Source organism: Halorubellus litoreus, assembly GCF_055378595.1.
This window is the reverse complement of the sequence record NZ_AP043836.1, coordinates 2462375-2481263: the sequence shown is the minus strand read 5'-3', so window position 1 is coordinate 2481263 and position 18889 is coordinate 2462375. Positions and strand designations below refer to the sequence as shown.

Here is an 18889-nt window from a genome sequence, read left to right as displayed (position 1 = left end):
CACCACCTAGCTAACTGGTTGCAGGGCCTGCTAGTTGCTACGCGGACACAACGGACCCCCACCCCCTCAACGTTCCTGATTTATCAACGCCATCGGGGTTCGCGAGCGCGACCTCGTCGAGTCCGTCCACGCCCGCTACGAGAGGACCTCCGCGAGCGCCGCCGCCACCTCTCGCCCGAGCGCCGCCTTCGACCCCGTGAACGCAGCGTACCCTTCCGCGTGCACGAGGAGCGCGCGCGTCTCGTCGGCACCCATGACGCTCGCGTCGTTCGCCACCACGAACGCGAGGCCCGCGCGCTCGAGGGTCTCCCTGGCCTGCTCGACCATCGCCGCATCGTCGCCGCTCGTCTCGGCCTTGAACCCGACGATAGGGAGGTCCGGGTGTGCGTCGCGCACGGTATCGATGAGCTTCCGCGTCGACTCCAGTTCGAGCGACAGGTCCTCGCGACCACTCCGGATCTTCTCGTCCGCGCTCGCGACCGTGTAATCCGATATCGCGGCAACCGATACGAGCGCGTCCGCATCCTCGTCCTCGACCACTCGCAGGACCGCGTCGGTCATCTCCGCGGCCGTCTCCACGTCCACGACCGAGGCGTACGGCACGTCGCCGTCCGGATGCACGAGCGTCACGTCCGCACCCGCGACGTACAGCGCTCGCGCCAGCGCACGGCCCGTCTTCCCCGACGACCGGTTCGTGAGGACGCGCACGGGGTCCACGCGCTCGCTCGTCGCCCCCGACGTCACCACCACGTGCTCGCCCGCGAGCGGCCGACCCCCGGCGGCACGCGCGGTCGCGAGCACGATCGCCTCCTCGGTCGCGATCTTCGCCTTCCCCTCCTCGACGCGCGGGTCGACGAACGACACCCCCCACGATTCGAGCGTGTCGATAGCGTCGAGCACCCCCGGATGGTCGTACATCGGCTCGTGCATCGCGGGCGCCACCACGACCGGCAGGCCCGTGCCGAGCGCGGTCGTCGCGCACGTCGTCACCGTCGAATCGTCGACCGCACTCGCCATCTTCCCGACCGTGTTCGCGGTCGACGGCGCTATCAGGAGGACGTCAGCCCACTCGTCGCGCCCGCAGAGCGCGACGTGCTCGACGCTCCCCGTGATCTCCGTGACGACGTCGTGCTCGGTCGCGAACTCGAGCGCCCACGGATGCACGATTCCCGTCGCGCTCTCGGTCATCACCGCTCGAACGCTCGCACCCTCCCGGCGGAGTTCGTGCGCGAGTTCGACGGTCTTCACCGCTGCAATCGACCCCGTTACGCCGAGCGCCACGTTCACGCCGGCGAGCGCGCCATCGTCTCGTCGCTTCGGTTCGTCCGACTCCGCAGTCATACCACGCGATTGGAGTGCCCCACACAAGAGCGTACCCGATACCGAACCCGCGCCCGAACGACCGTGCACGGTCGGTCGCGCCGTGACCGGTCGGGCGGTCAGCGGAATCGACGCGAGATGAGGACGCCGATCGAACCGATGGACAGCAGCGAGAACACGCCGTCGAAGTGCTGTCGTTTCGGGTCGTCGATCGGTTTCGAGATCGGGTCGAGCACGGAGAGCGGATCGAATCCGTCGTCCGCACCGCCGACACCGAGGACCGCGTTCACGTCCTGACTCGTCGACTCGGAGCCGCTGTCCGCGTTCGATGCCTCGTCGCTCGAAGCGCCGGCGTCACCGGCGGCCTCGGTCGAGGAATCCTCGCCGGCTTCGTCGTTCGCGCCCGAGCGTTCGTCCGCGGACGCGGAGTCGTCTCCACCCTCGGAGTCGCTCCCGCCGGATAGTCCACCGTCGCCGTCGTCGCTCCCGGACGTCCCCTCCGACCCGGAGTTCGAGCCGTCGCCCGACTCCGAGCCGTCACCCGATTTGGAACCGTCGCCGGACTTCGAGCCGTCACCCGATTTGGAACCGTCGCCGGACTTCGAGCCATCGGGCTTCTTCGAACCGTCGCCGGACTTCGAGCCGTCACCCTTCTTCGAACCGTCGTCAGGTTTCGAGCCGTCACCCGACTCCGGAGCGTCGTCGTCGGAACTTCCGTCGTCACCGCCGCTGAGTCCACCGTCGTCGGAGTCGTCATCGCCGCTCCCACCATCGTCACCGCTACCGTCGTCGCCACCGTCCAGTCCACCACCGGAATCGTCGTCGCCAGACCCATCGTCACCACCGGACCCGTCGTCACCACCGGACCCGTCGTCACCACCGGACCCGTCGTCACCACCGGACCCATCGTCACCACCGGACCCGTCGTCACCACCGGACCCGTCGTCACCACCGGACCCATCGTCACCACCGGACCCATCGTCACCACCGGACCCATCGTCACCACCGGACCCGTCGTCACCACCGGACCCATCGTCGCCAGACCCGTCGTCGTCGTCGCCGCCGCCGTCCTTCTCGCCGACGACTATCGTGGTGTTGGCACTGGCCGTATTCCGTTCGCGGTCACCGACCTGCGCGCGCAGCGTCAGGTCGCTTCCGTCGTGGTCCTCCGGGACCTGCATCGTGACGGAGACAGTCCGGTTCGCACCGGGTTCCAGCGTCTCGAACTGCCAGCCGACGCCGCGTCCCGCGAAGTTCGCGCCGTCGTCCGAATGGCTCTGCACCGACCACGTCGGCGGGAACCGCGCCTGGAGGGATGCGGACGACGCCGCAGTCGAACCGGTGTTCTCGACGACGAACGTCACCGTCACCGTCCCGCCCGGGTCCGTCGATCCGGCGGATATCGAGAGCGCGAGGTCGACGGCGGACGCGTCCGTCGACTCGTTCACCGGACTCGTCGCGCCAGTCCCGTCGACCGCACCGGCGACCGGCCCGGTAACGGCGAGGGCGGCGACGAGCACGACGAGCACGCGAACGCCACGTTTGTTTCTCATTAGTAGTTACTCCAATTATACCGTAGCGCGACAAATATATCTTTCCGTGCAGGCTCTACTGGCTTGAATTTTCGGCCCTGGAGCCGAGTTCGAGCGAGGTTCGGCGACGAAACGTTTACCTCCGGACCGCCGTCAGTACGGTCGTGGAGCGAGTCGAGGTCACGACCGTCGTGTACGCGGACAGACAGCGAGTGTACGAGTTCCTGCTCGACTTCCCCGGGTACGCCGCGTACTCCGAGCACATGAAGCGCGTCGGCCAGCGCGGCGACGGCGGCCCCGGCACGCGATACGACCTCACGTTCGCGTGGTGGAAACTCACCTACACCGCGCACTCGGAGGTCACCGAGACGCACCCGCCGGAACGCATCGACTGGCGTATCACGAAGGACATCGACGCGACCGGTCACTGGTTCGTCGAATCCGTCGACCCGCCGGACGGCGAGGACGTCGCGACGCAAGTCCGGTTCCTCGTCGAGTACGACCCGGACTCCGCGACGGTCGGGAACATCGACCTGCCGCGGTTCGTCTCGCTGTCCTGGGTCGTCGAGAAGGTGAAACCGAAGATCCAGCGCGAGGCGACCAACATCGTCGAGCGCGTCGTCGTCGACCTCGAAGGGCAGCGACGGCGCGTCGACCTGGACGTCGACACGACGTCGAGCGACGGCTGAATGCGCCGCGAGCGCCCGCGAACGGCCGCGAGCGCGCAGCAGGCGCCGCGACGCGCGCATGACAACCCTCTTGTTCGGGCCGTTCGTCCGCCCCGATTATGTACGAGGTGAGCGCGTGATGCGAGTGGTGGTCGTGGGTGCTGGCGAGGTCGGTGCGAACATCGCCAGCGGGCTCGCTGACGCGCACGAAGTGGTGGTCGTCGACACCGACCCCGAGCGCGTCGAAGCGATCACGTACCAGTTGGACGTCCTCGCCATCGAGGGCGACGGGACGTCCCTCGCGACGCTCAAGGAGGCCGGGGTGGAGGACGCGGACATGCTCATCGCGAGCACGGACAGCGACGAGGCGAACATCGTCGCGTGCGCCACCGCGAAGACCGTCTCGGACGCGTTCACGGTCGCTCGCGTCCGGAAGACCGATTACTTGACGACGTGGCGTGGCGCCGAGGGCGCGTTCAGCGTCGACTTCATGGTGTGCACGGACCTGCTCGCCGCGGAGACCATCGTCCGCATCGCGGGCCTGCCGGGCGCGCAGGACGTCGACTCGTTCGCGGGCGGACGCGTCCGCATGGCGGAGTTCGAGGTGACCGAGGAGAGCACGCTCGCGAACGAGACCGTCGAGTCCGCGGACCGCTTCGAGTCGTTGACGTTCGCCGCCATCCTCCGGAACGGCGACGTGGAGATTCCGCGTGGTGACACGCTCATCGAGCCGGGTGACAAGGTCGTCGTCATCGGGAGTCCGGAGAGCTGTCGGTTGTTCGCGTCGGAGTTGACGCCGACGAACGGCCTGGAGAGCTCCGACGAGGTGTACGTCGTCGGCGGGAGCGAGATCGGGTATCAGACGGCGCGACTGCTGGAAGCGCAGGGCGTGACGCCGCGGGTCATCGAGCGAGACCCGGAGCGCGCTCGCGAACTCGCGGAGGAACTCGTCGGGAGCGTCGTCCTGGAGAACGACGGGACGGACATCGACTTCCTGGAGCGCGAGCACGTCGCGGACGCGGACCTCGTCGTCGCGGCGTTGTCCTCGGACGAGAAGAACCTCCTCGTGAGTCTGCTCGCGAAGCGCCTGGGCGCGAAGCGGACGGTCGCGGTCGTCGAGGACGGGTCGTTCGTCGACGTCTTCGAGACCGTTGGCGTGGACGTGGCGGTGAACCCGCGGGAGGTGACCGCCGAGGAGATAACGCGGTTCACGCGCGAGGAGCACACGCAGAACGTCGCGATCATCGAGAGCGACCGCGCGGAGGTCCTCGAGATCGAGGTGGACGACGAGAGCTTGCTCGCGAACCGCACCATCGCGGACGCGACCGCGGACCTCCCCCAGGGCGTGGTCGTCGGTGCAATCACGCGTGACGACGAACTCATCACGCCGCGCGGTGATACGGTCGTCAGACCCGGGGACCACGTCGTCGTGTTCGCGGAGACGTCGATACTGGAGGAGGTCACGCCGCAGCTATGAAGGTGGACTGGCGCGCGAGCGTCTCGCTCGTCGGCCGGGTGACGAAGTACCTCGCGGTCGCGTTGCTGGTCCCCATCGTCACCGGGTTGCTCTACGACCCGCGCACGATCGTCCCGTTCGTCGTGACGGCGCTGGTCGCGGTCGGCGTCGGCACCGTCCTGGAACGCCTCGACGACGACCCGGACATCGGTGCGCGCGAGGGGTTCCTGATGGTGGCGGCGACGTGGTTCGCGGTGTCGGTCGTCGGCGCACTGCCGTACCTCCTCGAACATCTCGCGTTCCAGGGAGGGTCGCTGACATATACCACAGACACGACGCTCCATCACCCGGAAAACGCGCTGTTCGAGACGATGAGTGGGTTCACGACGACGGGCGCGACCGTGATGGGTGACATCTCCTTCGAGAGTCACACGCGAGCGCTCATGATGTGGCGACAGATGACGCAGTGGCTCGGCGGGATGGGTATCGTCGTGCTCGCGGTCGCCATTCTCCCGGAGCTATCGGTCGGTGGCGCACAGTTGATGGACGCGGAGGCGCCGGGCCCGGGCATCGAGAAGCTCACGCCGCGCATCGCGGAGACGGCGCGCGCGCTCTGGGTGGCGTACGCGGGCATCACCGCCCTCGAAGTCCTCCTCCTCTACGGCCTGCACGTCGCGGGAACGGCACCGGCCATGACCGCGTACAACGCCATCGCGCACGGGTTCACGACGATGTCAACGGGCGGGTTCTCGCCGGAGGCGCGGTCCATCGAGGCGTTCTCGGCGGCGGTCCAGTGGTTGATAATCCCGTTCATGGTCGCGGCGGGCACGAACTTCGCGCTGTTCTGGCACGCGACGAAGGGGAACGTCGACAAGCTCCTCAAGGACGCGGAGTTCCGCGCGTACGCCGGCGTCATCGGCGTCCTCGCGGCTGTCGCCGCGGCGTTCATCTACCTCGACCCGGGGCTGTCCGGGCCGGCGACGGCGTCGACGGCACCGCACTACGCCGACAAGGGCGTCGCCGCCGGGCCGATCGCGCACACGTTCCCGATATTCGGTGACGTCGAGGGAGCGCTCCGGCAGGCGACGTTCCAGGTGGTGTCGTTCGTGACGACGACGGGGTACGCGACGATGGATTTCAACGCGTGGAACGGTTCGGCGCGGTACGTGCTCGTGTTCGCGATGTTCATCGGTGGGTCCGCCGGGTCGACCGGTGGTGGTATCAAGATCGTGCGGTGGCTCGTCATCCTGAAGTCGCTGCGTCGCGAGCTGTTCACGACCGTTCACCCGGACGCGGTCAGGCCCGTGCGGCTCGCGGGGAAGCCGCTGGACGAGCGCGCCATCCGCGGCATCTACGGGTTCACGCTCCTGTACTTCGCCATCTTCTTCGTCGCCACGCTCGTGCTCGTCGCGGACGCGGCCGTGATGGCCGAACCCGCGCCGCTGTCCGTCATCGAGGCGATGACGGCGGTTGCGGCGACGCTCGGGAACATCGGGCCGGGCCTGGAACTCATCGGGCCGATGGGGAGCTACATCGACTTCACTATCGAGGCGAAGGTGTTCATGGTCGTCCTGATGTGGATCGGCCGCCTCGAGATCTTCCCGGTGCTCGTACTCCTGACGCGCGGGTACTGGTCGTCCTGACCGCGAACGCGGCTTTTTCGGGGCGCGGTCACCGGGCGCGCTCGCTCACGGGATCGCTGTCGCCGTCGTTGCGAGGTCGCGGTACGCGAGGAGCGATTCGATGCCAGCGACGGCGAGGACGAGCGAGACGGCGACGGCGAACACGCCGGAGACGCGCGTGGCGAGCACGACCCGCTCGCGCTCGGCGGCGTCGGCGTCGCCGAAGACGGTGAGGAACGCGCGCGGTCGGTGAACGGCACCGACGCCGAGGACCGCGGCGGTGGACGACGCGGTGACGGCGAGCACGGCGGCGGCTTCGACCATCGCGTCCGTGAACGCCATCGCGCCGACGGCGACGGCGGTGAGCGCCAACAGGACGACCGCCGCGAGGCCGTACGTGCGCTTGAACGCGGAGACGTCACCGGGCATGCCTCCGTCTGCTGGCGCTGCCCTCCTCAATCTACCGGCAGAACCGACCGGCGGGTCCCGAGGCCGCGTCCGCGGACACCGCTGGCGGGCGGACGCGACGTCGTGCGAACGAGAGTCGTAGCGACGACGTGAAAACGGATGGCGTGGATGCGCCGGGGTCGGCGTTCCGCGACGACGGGGTTACTCCGGCGTCTCGAAGTCGCCGCCGTACCGCATGAAGAAGTACGCCATCGAGAGCACGGAGAGCAATGCGGCGGTGCCGGCGACGGCGAGCGTCTTCGCGCTCCCGGGGAGCACCGGGCCGCTCGACCCGGCAGGTTCGAGGCTCTCGACGACACTGATGCTGGCCTCCATCCCGGCGCCGACGTGGGGCTGACAGAAGTAGTCGTAGTCGCCGGTCGTGTTGAACGTGTGCGAGTACTCGTGGCCGGTGTCGTACGTCTTCGACGCCGGGCCCTCCGTTCCCTCCCATTCCGCGCCGTCGGGCTGGTTCTCGACGACGATGTTGTGGTTGTCCGAGTCCCACACGAAGTTCACGGTCGTGCCGACCGCGATCTCGAGGTCGGCGGGCTCGTACACGAGCGACCCGCCGGGGCCGACGACGACCTCTTCGGTCGCGCCACCGCCGCCCCCGCCTTCGGTGCCTTCCTGTGCGGCGGCGGTCCCCGCAGCGCCGGCCGCGGCCGCGCCCGTGACGGCCGTCATGAACTGCCGGCGCGAGACAGGCGTGTCCGTAGCGTCTTCGTCCATACCCGGTGGTTAGGGGAGCCCCGTACTGAAATCTTCGATTCGCGCACGGCGGTTCCGTGCGGCGAGTCGGTGCTTCGTCCGTCCGGTGCGGTCGCGCCCGACCTACAGCGTGTAGTCGTGGGCGCCGGTCTCGGTGTCGAGGAAGGCGTCGGCGAGGTCGATGGCGGCGGCGACGTCGTCGCCGTGCACGCTCTCGACGGGCGTGTGGAGGTACCGCGTCGGGAACGAGATGGCGCCGACCGGGGTCGGCCCGGAGGAGCGCTGGAAGCCGGCGGTGTCGGTGCCGCCGGCGGGGAGGACCTCGTGCTGGACGGCGACGTCGCGGTCGGCGGCGACCGAACGCAGGCGGTCGACGACCTTCCGGTTCGGGATGACGCTCGAGTCCTTGAACTTGATACCGGCGCCGGCGCCGAGTTTCGTGACGTACTTGTCGTCGTCGGTCTCGGGGACGTCGTTCGCGACGGTCGTGTCGAGGTTCAGTGCGAGGTCGGGCGCGAGGTCGACGCCGATGGCTTCGGCACCCCGCAACCCGACCTCCTCCTGGACGGTCGCGGCGAGGTGCACCGTGACGGGCGGGTCGTCGAGGCGGTCGGCGAGCGCGCAGAGCGCGAACACGCTCACGCGGTTGTCGAGCGCTTTCCCGTTGATGCAGTCGCCGACGACCTCGGTGGTCTGCGTGGTTGAGACGCGGTCGCCGACCGCGACGCGTTCGCGGACCTCGTCGGCGGGGAGGCCGAGGTCGACGTCGACGTCGTGGACGCCGCGTTCGTCGTCGTCGTCGCTCCCGCCCGAGTGCGGGGGGATGGAGCCGATGACGCCCAGGAGCTCCTCGTCGTCCGTGTGGACGACGACGCGCTGCGCGCGCAGGACCTCGGGGTCCCAGCCGCCGAGCGCGTCCACCTGCAGGAACCCGTCGTCGTCGACGTTCCGGACCATGAACCCGATCTCGTCCATGTGCGCGGCGACGACCACCTCGTAGTCGGGATTCTCGCTCCCCTCGATGGTGCCGACGAGGTTCCCCATCGCGTCCGAGCGTACCTCGTCGACCGCGCTCGCGGCCGCGAACTCGCGGCGGACGACGTCGCGGACCGCGTCCTCGTACCCTGGTACCCCGTGCGCTTCGGTCAGCTCGACGAGCAGCGACTCGTCGAAGTCGAAGGCTGTCATGACTCCCCATCCGTCGCCCGCGCACAAAAACCGATAGGACGGCGAGGGCGTCGCCGGTTCACGGCGGGGCGCGCGAGGGAATGTGGTTCGACCCTGGTCAGGTGCGGACGTGCACGCGCCGACGGACCGTGGCGAGAACGTCGGTGAGCGCGTGGCGTTTGAGGACGGCGAAGCCGACGAAGATGACGACGAACCCGAGGGCGGTCGTGGCGTCGACGACGTTCCCGAAGACGGCCCAGGCGACGAGCGCGGCGACGACGGGTTCGAGGTAGGAGACGAGCGTGAGTTCGGTTGCGCCGATGCGTTCCAGGAGCTCGAAGTAGACGAGGAAGGCGACGGCGCCCGAGGCGAGCGCGAGGAACCCGAGCGCGACGATGGCCTCGGTCGTCCACGTGGCGTCGGCGAGGGATTCGCCGCGCGCGAGGCTGGCGAGGTGGAGGCCGATGGCGCCGCCGACCATCGCCCACGCCTGCGTCGTGGGCTTCGGGAGGCCGGCGTCGAACGGGCGTGCGAGGACGCTCCCGAGCGCGAAGCACGCGGTGCCGGCGAGCACGAGCGCGACGCCGACGATGCTGCCGTCGAGCGCGCCCGGGCTCGGGTCGACGACGACGGCGACGCCGAGGATGCCGAGTGCGACGCCGACGAGGCCGGTCGTCGTCAGCGGTTCCTCGAGGTCGAGCGCGCTCCCGACGCCCGCGGTGAGGACCGGGGAGAGGGAGACGACGACCGCGGCGACGGCGCCGGAGACGTACGTCTCGCCGACGTAGAGGAGCGCGGGGTACGCGCCGAACACGAAGACGGCGGGAACGAGGACGCTCATGAACTCGGTCCGGGTGCGGGGTCGCCAGCGGTCGGTCGCGGTGACGGCGTACGCGAGGACGACGACGCCGGCGAGGTCGTAGCGGAGCGCGGCGAACGCGAGCGCGGGGACGTGATGGAGGCCGACCTCGATGGCGACGAACGACGTCCCCCAGAGGATTGCGAGCGATACGAACAACAGGCTCGTGTCTGGGAGTGCTCTCCAGAACTTCTGCGATATCATTGGTTGCTATCCAACGCCAGCCGATGGTAGTATTAAAATCCGTTGCAACTCGAACTCCAGAACCAGAATTGTGAATTGCTCTCGACACAGGAGTTGTACGAAACTACGAATTTTATCGATATTCTGGATTCTATCCGAGCGAAGAACCGGTCGGGAGGCTGAAGTCGGTCGCGTGCGACCGTCGACGCATGGACGACCGCGACGTGCGCCTCCTCAAGGCCATCAGCGAACTCGGCACCGGCAGCCCCGAACGACTCCACGAAGAGACGGACATCCCCGTCTCCACCATCCACTACCGGCTGAACAACCTCCGCGAAGCCGGCGTCATCGAGAACGACTGCTACGACCTCGACCTCGACGCGCTCGGCCTCGGCGTCACCGTCATCCTCGAGGTCCTCACCGACTACTCCGGGAGCCACGAGGACGTCGCCGACGACATCGAAGCCATCGAAGGCGTCACCCAGTTGTTCTCGACGATGGGCGAGACCGACTACGTCGCCATCGCACGCCTCCACGATGGCGACGACGTCGGCCGCCTCATCCGCGACTTCGAGACCGTCGACGCCGTCGAACGCACCAACTCCACGTACGTCATCGACGAACTCCACGAGGACGCCCGCGCCCTCGGCAGCTACAGCATGGAGACCCTGCTCGCCACGCTCACCGACGACGACTGACAGCCGACGACCGACCAGCGACGCTCGACCGACCGGCGACCGACCGGCGACGCACGCCGAGACATAAAGTCCACCGCACGCGTACGGGAGCGCGTGCCCGAGGACGCAACGAAGTGGAGTTCGGTGGAGCGCGACCGCGAGGCCGCCGAACGCGCGGTTCGCCAGCGGCTCGCGGTCGTCCTCGCAGACGTCGCCTTCCCCGTCGAGGACCAGCTCGCCGTCGCCGCAGCCGTCGACGCCCCGCACAGCCAACGCGTCACCGTCGGCGACCGCCGGTTCACCGCGATGGAACTCGCCGTCAGACTCGAACCGTACCAGGACTTCCCCTACGAGTCGCTCGACGCGCTCGTCGACGACGTCGTCGCCGGACTCCGCGAAGAAGAACTACTCTGAATCGCGCCCACCGACCGGGCAGCCGCCCAGAAGAGGTCCGCTATCAGTGGTCGACCTGCGGTTCGTCCACGAGCTGCCGGCGCTGCTCGCGGAGGTGCGCGGGCATGTCCGCGTACGCGTGCTCGAACATCTCGCCGGGGTCCAGGCCCGTGTGGTCCTCTGCAGCCGCCACCGCCTCCCGCACGGTCTCCGTCGCCCACTCCTGGGTCGCCGCCTCGTCCGTCTCCGACCACCCGAACTCCTCCTCGAGGTACGTCCGCGCGCGGTCCAGGGGGTCCTCGAGCCGCCAGTCCTCGGCGTCGGACTCGTCGCGGTACTTCGACGGGTCGTCCGTCGTCGTGTGCGCGCCCTTCCGATAGGTCACCGCCTCGACGAGCGTCGGCCCGCCGCCGTTCCGGGCGTTCTCGAGCGCCTCCGAGACGACGTCGTACACCGCGAACACGTCGTTCCCGTCGACGCGAACGCCGTCGAACCCGTACGCCTGGGCCTTCTGGGCGATGGTCGCGCTCGCCGTCTGGCGTTCCCGGGGCACCGAGATGGCGTAGCCGTTGTTCTGACAGAAGAACACCGTCGGCGTCTCGAAGACGCCCGCGAAGTTCAATGCCTCGTGGAAGTCGCCCTCCGACGTGGCGCCGTCGCCGAACGAGACGAGGCTCGCGACGTCGTCGCCCTTGTACTTCGCCGCCATCCCGACGCCGACCGCGTGAGGCAGCTGGGTCGCGATCGGTATCGTGATGGGGAACGTCGTCAGGTCCGCGGGGTCCTCGTGGTCGATGTAGTTCCCTTCGCCGGAGAGGTGAAGCAAGACCTCGCGGAGGTCGACGCCGCGCTGGAGGAACATCGCGTGGTCGCGGTACGTCGGGAACAGGTAGTCCCGGTCGGGCATCGCCGCGACCGCACCGATCTGCGCCGCTTCCTGGCCGGCCATCGGCGCGTACGTCCCGATGCGGCCCTGTCGGTGGAGGCTGACTGCTTTCTCGTCGAATGTCCGGGCGAGTACCATTGTCTCGTAGAGCGAGCGTGCACGCTCTGCGGAGACGCTGTGGTCGGTGACCTGCGAGCCGCCCGGGGACATGACGCGAACGATGTTGTCAGCCTTCGACATTGGTGACACCTGAGGGTCTATCGGACAATCACCCGCACGGGTAATAAAGAATCGCCTCAAACAGATTCGTTCATGAAATTATCACCGAGTACTTAAACTCATCTCGGATTTATCGGCCGGTTGCGGCTTCAGGTCGTGGCAATATTGACGAATCGTCGAATCGAGCCACGGACTCGCAAGCCGGAAACCCTAACACGAGCCGTCGATTCGTGAGAGCCAATGACAGACTGGATCGGCGAGACGTTCACGAGCGACGTCGGCTGGAACCACCTGGAGACACTCGTCGACATCGGCGACCGCATGGCAGGCAGCGACGGGGAACGCCGTGCAGCCGAAGCGACCCGGGACGCCCTCGCCGACGCCGGCGCGCGCGACGCCCACCTCGCCGAGTTCGACATCCAGGGCTGGGAGCGCGGAACGAGCAGTCTCGACGCCGCCGGCGAGACGTACGACCAGCGCCACGAGGTCATCGCGCTCCCCCGGTCGCCGAGCGGGACCGCGTCCGGCGAACTCGTCGACCTCGGGTACGGCCTCCCGCGGGACTTCGAAGACGCCGACCTCGACGGCAAGGTCGTCCTCGCGCGCTCGGACGTCCCCGAGTGGTACGACCGCTACCTGCACCGCCGCGAGAAGTACTATCACGCCGTCGAGGCCGGCGCCGCCGCATTCGTCTACCGGAACCACGTCGACGGCTGCCTCCCGCCGACCGGGAGCGTCGGCACCGACGCCGACCCCGTCGGCGACATCCCCGCCGTCGGCGTCTCCGCCGAGGTCGGCGCACGCATCGCCCGACGCGCCGACGGCGACATCGTCGACGTCGACGTCACCGCCGCCATCGAGGACGCCACCAGCCAGAACGTCCACGCGACGCTCGGCCCCGACAGCGACGACGAACTCCTCCTGACGAGTCACGTCGACGCGCACGACATCGCCGAGGGCGCGATGGACAACGGCGCCGGCACCGCCACCGTCGTCCAGGTCGTCGACGCACTCGCGAAGCGCGAGAACGACCTCGACACGCGCGTCCACGTCGTCTGCTTCGGCGCCGAGGAGGTCGGGCTCGTCGGCTCCGCGCACCTCGCCGAGCGAGCCGACCACGACGACGTCGCCGCCGTCCTGAACCTCGACGGCGTCTGTCAGGGCCGCGACCTCGGGTTCTACGCGCACGGCTTCGACGAACTCGCCGACGCCATCGACGACGTCGCCGACCGCATGGGCCACCCCGCGTACGTCACCCCCGAACTCGGCCCGCACAGCGACCACTGGCCGTTCGTCAAATGGGGCGTCCCCGGCACGCACGTCTACGGGAAGACCCCCGGCGACGGCCGCGGCTGGGGCCACACGCACGCCGATACCCTCGACAAACTCGAGAAGCGCGACCTCCGCGAACAGGGGATCGTCCTCGCGGAACTCGCCGTCGAACTCGCGAGCGACGATACCACCATCGAGCACCGCGACCCCGACGAGATCGCCGCGCAACTCGAAGACGAGGACCAGGCCGAAGGCATGCGAATAACCGGCGACTGGCCGTACGACGACTGACGCCGAGTCCCGCGCCGTCACGCGACGAGTTCCTGAACGCACACTCGCCGACGGCGCGGCGGCGAGACCTGCAGGGTTTTTGGTCACCCCACCGCAACCCCCGAGTATGGACGAGTCCACGACGGCCGACGCGGTCGTTGGCATCGTCGACGCCACCGCCGCCGACGCACCCGACGTCACCGCGCTCGCCGCCGCCGTCGAGCGGGCCGGCGGCACGCCCGTCGTCGACGACGCCCCCGCACTCGCCGCCACCGACCTCGACGCCGCCGTCGCCCCCGGCGACCGAGCACTCGTCGAGTACGTCCGCGCACACGTCACCGCACCCGTCCTCCCCGTCGACACCGACCCGAGCACGCGCAGCGTCCCCGCCGCCGACGCCGCCGACGCCATCGTCACGCTCGTCGCCCGCGAACACGGCACGACGACGCGCAGAACACTCGCCGTGACCGCGCCCGGAACCGACCCCGTCCGCGCACTCGCGGACGTCACCCTCGTCACGAGCGAACCCGCGCGCATCAGCGAGTACACGCTCACCGCCTCGAGCCGCGTCGTCGGCCAGTTCCGCGCGGACGGCGTCGTCCTCGCCACACCCGCCGGCTCCCAGGGGTACGCGCGCGCCGCCGGCAGCCACGTCGTCGCCCCACACACCGGCGTGCTCGCCGCCGTCCCCATCGCGCCGTTCGCGACGAACGCCGACGACTGGGTCGTCCCCGACGACGACGTCACCCTCACCGTCGAACGCGACGAAGGCGACGTCTCCCTCCGCATCGACGACACCCACGTCACCCGCATCGGGTACGGCGACGTCGTCGAAGCCACCCCCGACGACTCGCTCACCATCGCCGTCACCCCCCAGAGCACCGGGCCGTGGCCGCACGCATTGGAAAAGCACTAATGGCTCAACCACACAGGTTGACCTATGGACCCAGCGACGATGTTCGGACCCCTCGACGCCATCCTCACCAGCAAGGTGCTCGGCGTCGAACTCGTCAAGTACCTGCTGGTCGTGCTCGTGCTCGCCAACATGGCGACGCGCATCCTCGCGTACCAGCGTAACGTCAGCGAAGCCGAAGACGAGGACGTCGAGACCGCCTCCCGCCACCCGCTGCACACCGCCTCGACGGTCGTCCTCATCCTCACCACGTTCTACTACACGACCTACGAACAGCACGGCGGCGTCGTCCTCACGATGCTCGTCCTCGGGATGTTCCTCACGGACTTCTTCGAGTTCGAGACGCGGAGCGTCGACCTCCGCAAGGACAAATCCGTTCGGCGCCCCAACGGCGCGCTCTTCGCGTCCCTGCTCGTCCTCGCGTACGCGACGTTCCAGCTCGCGAACGAGTTCGACGTGTTCGTCCAGGGACTCTCCCAGATCATCTGACCACGCAACCACCTCGACGCCGTTCTTCTCCTCGCACGACCCCGCACCCGAGCACCGCCGCCGGAACCCGACCTACGAAGGCCATTCCTACGAACCCACTCCGCCAACAGTAACCGCCGTACGCGACCGAACACCTCCCTCGACACGCTCCCGGCCGTTCGCAAATCAGAGACCTCCACCACGCGACCGACGACGACAACCGGCGCCCCCAGCCAGCGTCGTCGGCCGCTCGCGCACCTCACGCTCGACTCACCGACACCAACCACTCACGGACCAACACCACCACACCAGTCAAAGACGCCGACCGACGACCACGAGCGCAGAACCCAGTCGCTCGTCGACCATCACTCGCAGAACCGAACGCTATCGCAGAAACGCCGCCTCAGCCCGCGAAGTACTCGCGCGTCTGTTCGGCCGCCGGGATGACGACCCAGAACGTCAACACGCCGATGATGATGAACCAGCGCAGGCCGCTCTCGAGCACGAGCGCCATCTCGCCGTACGTCCCCAAGTCAGCCGGCGGCGCCCCCGTGAGCTGTGCACCCTCGAACGACGGCGTCTTGTACCAGCCAGCCAGGACCATCCAGATCAGTCCCACACCGGCGAGGATAGCCGTGCCTTTGGCGAATTCGTCAGCCATTACCTGAACCTTCGTCGGATTCGTCTTTAGACTTTCCCATTCCTTCAGTCCGGAATCGCGTCGAGAACGCGTACACGAACGCCCCCAGGACGATACTGCCGAGTCCCACGAGCGCGAGCACGACGTTCACCTCGTCCGGCGACGCCTGCGCGCGATTCGTCGCCACGTCCAACGCCACGAACCCGAGGATGACCGCAACCATCGCAATCAACGTCGCGAACACCGTCACCGTCTTGTAGAGACGCATCGGGACCTCGACCTCGCGAGACCCGCGAGCACCATCCTCTACTGGCTCGTCGTCAGTCATCGAAAGAACGGGACAGCAGTTACTTCGGCGGCCGCAGCCGGTAGTACCGACGGTTCAAGTCGTACATGTAGCCCTCCTGCATCGACCGCAGCAGCGCGTACGAGATCGTTCCCGCGACGAACGGCAGCAGGAACGTTACGTCCAGCAGGAGACTCGACCCGATCGGGAGCAGGTTCTTGATGGAGAGCATACTGATCGTGAACGCGAACACGACCCCGAACACGCCAACCGCAGCCCAGAACGGCTGCTCGACCGGGCGGCGCGCACTCCCCTTGTTCAGGAACGGCACGATAGCGATGAACCCGACGACGACGAGGTTCGCGACCACGCCGTACGTGCGGTCCGCCATCAGCTTCGCGCCCTCCGCCGCCGTCTCCCCACCGAGGATGGAGAGCTCGGGGTTCAGCGGGCCGAGCTTCAGGAGGCCGAACGACCAGTAGAGGTACCAGTCCGGGAGGATGATAGCCGGCGTACTACTCGGGTTCGCCGGCGGCCCGATGTGCGGCGGGAGCGCCGCCGACAGGAACAGGATCATCCCGACGAAGAAACTCGTCAGGGAGAGGTTCCGGATCATCTCGTGGGGCCACGCCGGGAACGCGAGCACGTCACGTTCCACGTAATCGGACTCCTGACGGAGGTCCTGGTCCTCGCGTCGCGCCCGCTCGAAGTACTCGTACGTCAACCGGGAGAGTCCCTCCGTGCGCTCCTTGCGCTCGCGCCACGTCGGCGTCTCGTCGTCCGGCGCGACGATGCCGGTGCCACTGCCGCCGTCAGCCATGGGTTCCTCGTCGTTGTTGTTGTCTGCCATTGTATTAGTGTGGTTCCGCGATGCCCTGCATCCAGACGATGCCGATGTGGACCGCGATGAGCGTCGTCACGATGAACGGAAGCAGGAACACGTGCAGGATGTACATCCGTTGCAGCGTCGCCTGACTCAACGTGAACCCACCGAACAGGAGCTGGGCGACCCATTCACCCGCCAGTGGTATCGACAGCGACATCTCAACGCCGATCTGGCCGGCCCAGAACGCGAGCTGGTCCCACGGCAGCAGGTAGCCCGTGTACCCGAACACCATCGTCAGCGAGATGAGGACGATGCCGAGGATCCAGTTGAGTTCGCGGGGTTCCTTGTACGCGCCCGTGAAGTACACGCGGAGCATGTGCAGGAACACCGCTGCGACCATGACCTGGGCCGCCCAGCGGTGGATGGAGCGGAGCATGAACCCGAAGTTCAGGTCGGTCATGATGAACACGATCTGGTTGTACGCACCCGACGGGTCACCCGTCGTCGCCGGCGCATAGTAGAACCCCAAGAGGGCACCCGATAAGGCCGCGACGACGTACGCTATCGTCGAGAACGACCCCAACGCATAGAGTGGATACCAGTACCAGAACTTGTTGTCGAGATTGTACTGTTCCGTGTGACTCTTCGGCATCTGCATGTTGACCTTGTAGTAGAGGTCCTCGAGGAGCTCGAGGTAGTCAACGATGCGGAGACGCCGGTCGAGGTACACGAGGACCATCAGGTAGCCCTTCTCCACGGGCGTCAGGTCTCGCTTCTGTATCCAGCCGCGATGGTCGTGTTCGTCTTTCTTCTCCAGACTCATTGTGTCAGCCCTCCTTCTCCGGCCGCGGCAGTGCCACGAACGACTTCTGCACGATACTGAACGGGTCGTACACGGACTGGTGGCACTGACAGTAGATCTTGTCCGCCGCACCGAAGTTCGCGGAGCCGGCGATGGTCTTGAACCCGGGCACGCAACAGAAGTGCGTGCACTTGTTCAGCCACGCGACACAGCCCTCGGCCGTGGACGCGTCGATCCACTCGTCCTCCTTCGCGAGTTCTTGAACGTTCTCGGAGCGGATCACCTGGATTGGCATCGTCTCCGCGGGCGCGAGGTCCTGAGACCGCCACGTGCCGGCAGCGGGCTTCCCGTTCGCTTTCGTCCCGAACGACGTGTTCCATTCGCGCCAGGGGTCACCGAGCTCCTGGAAGTCGTCGATGTGGATCTTGTCACCGCCCTTGTCGCTGTGCCAGTCGTAGCCGCTATCCGAGTACCGGAAGTAGTTGTCCTGGTCCGCTTCCGGGTACACGCCCGAGTACGTCTGCACGCCGCAGTACTGGAACCACGCGGAGGAGTAGTCGACGCCCGTCCCCTCGTAGTCCTCGGTGACGGCGGCGTCGGCGCCCTCCTCGTACTCCGGCCACGCACCCTTGAGGTAGCCTTCCTTGTCCAGCTCGACGGGAATCTGGGGCATTCCGCGCGGCGCGGGCCCGTCGGTGTTCTCGACGGCGTAGAACGTCGTCGTCCCACCGCCCGCGCCGGTTGGCGCGGTGGCGGTGTTCACGGCGGCGGCGCTCGCTGTCGTGACGCCGGCGAGCGCGGCCCCGCCGACGACACCTTTGACGAACCGCCGACGGTCCGATTCGACCGGATACTTGTCTTCGTCCAGTGGCATAGTTATCGCTTGTAGTACGGGTATACTGCCCGTTTCAGTGTCTCGACGGCGTTCTCGGGGTCGAAGTCCTTCGTCCCGTCGACGTCCTCTTCGCGAACGTAGAGGTCCTCCCACTTCCGGCGTCGTTTCTTGACGATCATGACGTCCGGGAGGAACTCCTTGCGGTACAGCAGGAGGATGAACGCCAGGTCGACGAAGATGATCGCGAGGATCGTGCCGAGGTACATGTTGCCGACCGCGTCCAGTCCCCAGCCGGCGACGAGCCCGTACGTGAACAGGCCGACGAACACGACCTCGATGACGGTGAGGAGGACGATAGCGACCGCGGCGGCCGTGCTCTCGCGAGCGGGCTCGTACCGGTGGATGTCGCCGTAGTTGCTTCCTTTGGTCGACATGGA

Annotated in this window: 21 protein-coding genes; 8 read left to right on the top strand and 13 right to left on the bottom strand. The window is 67.7% G+C overall.

Going from position 1 to position 18889, the window contains the following annotated elements; translation table 11 throughout:
- Positions 1-135: 135 nt before the first annotated feature.
- Positions 136-1341: a bifunctional phosphopantothenoylcysteine decarboxylase/phosphopantothenate--cysteine ligase CoaBC gene (coaBC, locus tag ACZ48X_RS16565; RefSeq protein ID WP_336348652.1), complete on the bottom strand. Its 1206-nt coding sequence runs from the start codon at positions 1339-1341 to the stop codon at positions 136-138.
- Between the two features lie 98 nt (positions 1342-1439).
- A complete protein-coding gene (locus tag ACZ48X_RS16560) occupies positions 1440-2873 on the bottom strand; it encodes an NEW3 domain-containing protein (protein WP_336348653.1) in 1434 nt (477 codons plus the stop codon).
- A gap of 143 nt (positions 2874-3016) precedes the next feature.
- On the opposite strand from ACZ48X_RS16560, the gene ACZ48X_RS16555 reads away from it, so the two are divergent.
- The 3 genes from ACZ48X_RS16555 (at position 3017) to ACZ48X_RS16545 (ending at position 6619) form a co-directional block, all read left to right on the top strand.
- Complete coding sequence (locus ACZ48X_RS16555; RefSeq protein WP_336348654.1) at positions 3017-3541, top strand: SRPBCC family protein; 525 nt, start codon at positions 3017-3019, stop codon at positions 3539-3541.
- A 118-nt stretch (positions 3542-3659) separates the two neighbouring features.
- Positions 3660-4997 carry a Trk system potassium transporter TrkA gene (gene trkA / locus ACZ48X_RS16550; protein ID WP_336349654.1) on the top strand — a complete coding sequence of 446 codons (1338 nt, stop codon included), beginning with the start codon at positions 3660-3662 and terminating at the stop codon, positions 4995-4997.
- Positions 4994-6619, top strand: a complete 1626-nt coding sequence (locus ACZ48X_RS16545; protein WP_336348655.1) for a TrkH family potassium uptake protein — start codon at positions 4994-4996, stop codon at positions 6617-6619. Before trkA ends, ACZ48X_RS16545 begins: the two co-directional genes overlap by 4 nt.
- Positions 6620-6664: 45 nt before the next feature.
- On the opposite strand, the gene ACZ48X_RS16540 is transcribed toward ACZ48X_RS16545, so the two are convergent.
- The 4 genes from ACZ48X_RS16540 to ACZ48X_RS16525 form a co-directional block, all read right to left on the bottom strand.
- Positions 6665-7027 carry a hypothetical protein gene (locus ACZ48X_RS16540; protein WP_336348656.1) on the bottom strand — a complete coding sequence of 121 codons (363 nt, stop codon included), beginning with the start codon at positions 7025-7027 and terminating at the stop codon, positions 6665-6667.
- A 180-nt stretch (positions 7028-7207) separates the two neighbouring features.
- Positions 7208-7777 carry a plastocyanin/azurin family copper-binding protein gene (locus tag ACZ48X_RS16535; protein WP_336348657.1) on the bottom strand — a complete coding sequence of 190 codons (570 nt, stop codon included), beginning with the start codon at positions 7775-7777 and terminating at the stop codon, positions 7208-7210.
- Between the two features lie 102 nt (positions 7778-7879).
- Positions 7880-8944, bottom strand: a complete 1065-nt coding sequence (locus ACZ48X_RS16530) for a M42 family metallopeptidase (protein WP_336348658.1) — start codon at positions 8942-8944, stop codon at positions 7880-7882.
- 97 nt (positions 8945-9041) lie between these two features.
- Complete coding sequence (locus ACZ48X_RS16525; RefSeq protein WP_379761984.1) at positions 9042-9983, bottom strand: DMT family transporter; 942 nt, start codon at positions 9981-9983, stop codon at positions 9042-9044.
- A 191-nt stretch (positions 9984-10174) separates the two neighbouring features.
- Here ACZ48X_RS16525 and ACZ48X_RS16520 point away from each other — a divergent pair, with 191 nt between their 5' ends.
- Positions 10175-10663 (top strand): Lrp/AsnC family transcriptional regulator, encoded by a 489-nt coding sequence (locus ACZ48X_RS16520; protein WP_336348660.1) that lies wholly within the window; start codon positions 10175-10177, stop codon positions 10661-10663.
- A gap of 93 nt (positions 10664-10756) precedes the next feature.
- Positions 10757-11056 carry an MTH865 family protein gene (locus ACZ48X_RS16515; protein WP_336348661.1) on the top strand — a complete coding sequence of 100 codons (300 nt, stop codon included), beginning with the start codon at positions 10757-10759 and terminating at the stop codon, positions 11054-11056.
- Between the two features lie 43 nt (positions 11057-11099).
- On the opposite strand, the gene pdhA is transcribed toward ACZ48X_RS16515, so the two are convergent.
- Positions 11100-12161, bottom strand: coding sequence for a pyruvate dehydrogenase (acetyl-transferring) E1 component subunit alpha (gene pdhA / locus ACZ48X_RS16510; protein ID WP_336348662.1), 1062 nt, complete (start codon positions 12159-12161; stop codon positions 11100-11102).
- 219 nt (positions 12162-12380) lie between these two features.
- On the opposite strand from pdhA, the gene ACZ48X_RS16505 reads away from it, so the two are divergent.
- From ACZ48X_RS16505 to ACZ48X_RS16495, 3 genes are all read left to right on the top strand, one after another.
- Positions 12381-13703, top strand: a complete 1323-nt coding sequence (locus ACZ48X_RS16505; RefSeq protein ID WP_336348663.1) for a M28 family peptidase — start codon at positions 12381-12383, stop codon at positions 13701-13703.
- Between the two features lie 106 nt (positions 13704-13809).
- Positions 13810-14598 carry an NAD(+)/NADH kinase gene (locus ACZ48X_RS16500; RefSeq protein ID WP_336348664.1) on the top strand — a complete coding sequence of 263 codons (789 nt, stop codon included), beginning with the start codon at positions 13810-13812 and terminating at the stop codon, positions 14596-14598.
- Between the two features lie 24 nt (positions 14599-14622).
- Complete coding sequence (locus ACZ48X_RS16495) at positions 14623-15084, top strand: DUF7313 family protein (RefSeq protein WP_336348665.1); 462 nt, start codon at positions 14623-14625, stop codon at positions 15082-15084.
- Between the two features lie 382 nt (positions 15085-15466).
- On the opposite strand, the gene ACZ48X_RS16490 is transcribed toward ACZ48X_RS16495, so the two are convergent.
- From ACZ48X_RS16490 to ACZ48X_RS16465, 6 genes are read right to left on the bottom strand one after another with little or no spacing between them, the layout of a single operon-like run.
- Positions 15467-15724 (bottom strand): DUF7314 family protein, encoded by a 258-nt coding sequence (locus ACZ48X_RS16490; RefSeq protein WP_336348666.1) that lies wholly within the window; start codon positions 15722-15724, stop codon positions 15467-15469.
- Complete coding sequence (locus ACZ48X_RS16485) at positions 15717-16031, bottom strand: DUF7315 family membrane protein (protein ID WP_336348667.1); 315 nt, start codon at positions 16029-16031, stop codon at positions 15717-15719. Before ACZ48X_RS16485 ends, ACZ48X_RS16490 begins: the two co-directional genes overlap by 8 nt.
- A 19-nt stretch (positions 16032-16050) precedes the next feature.
- Positions 16051-16839, bottom strand: coding sequence for a cytochrome b family protein (locus tag ACZ48X_RS16480; protein ID WP_336348668.1), 789 nt, complete (start codon positions 16837-16839; stop codon positions 16051-16053).
- A gap of 4 nt (positions 16840-16843) precedes the next feature.
- Positions 16844-17638 (bottom strand): cytochrome b, encoded by a 795-nt coding sequence (locus tag ACZ48X_RS16475; RefSeq protein WP_227131801.1) that lies wholly within the window; start codon positions 17636-17638, stop codon positions 16844-16846.
- A gap of 4 nt (positions 17639-17642) precedes the next feature.
- The gene (locus ACZ48X_RS16470) at positions 17643-18491 is read right to left on the bottom strand and encodes a ubiquinol-cytochrome c reductase iron-sulfur subunit (protein ID WP_336348669.1); all 849 of its coding nucleotides are present in this window, start codon (positions 18489-18491) and stop codon (positions 17643-17645) included.
- Positions 18492-18493: 2 nt separating this feature from the next.
- Complete coding sequence (locus ACZ48X_RS16465) at positions 18494-18886, bottom strand: DUF7318 family protein (protein ID WP_336348670.1); 393 nt, start codon at positions 18884-18886, stop codon at positions 18494-18496.
- Between the last annotated feature and the right edge of the window lie 3 nt (positions 18887-18889).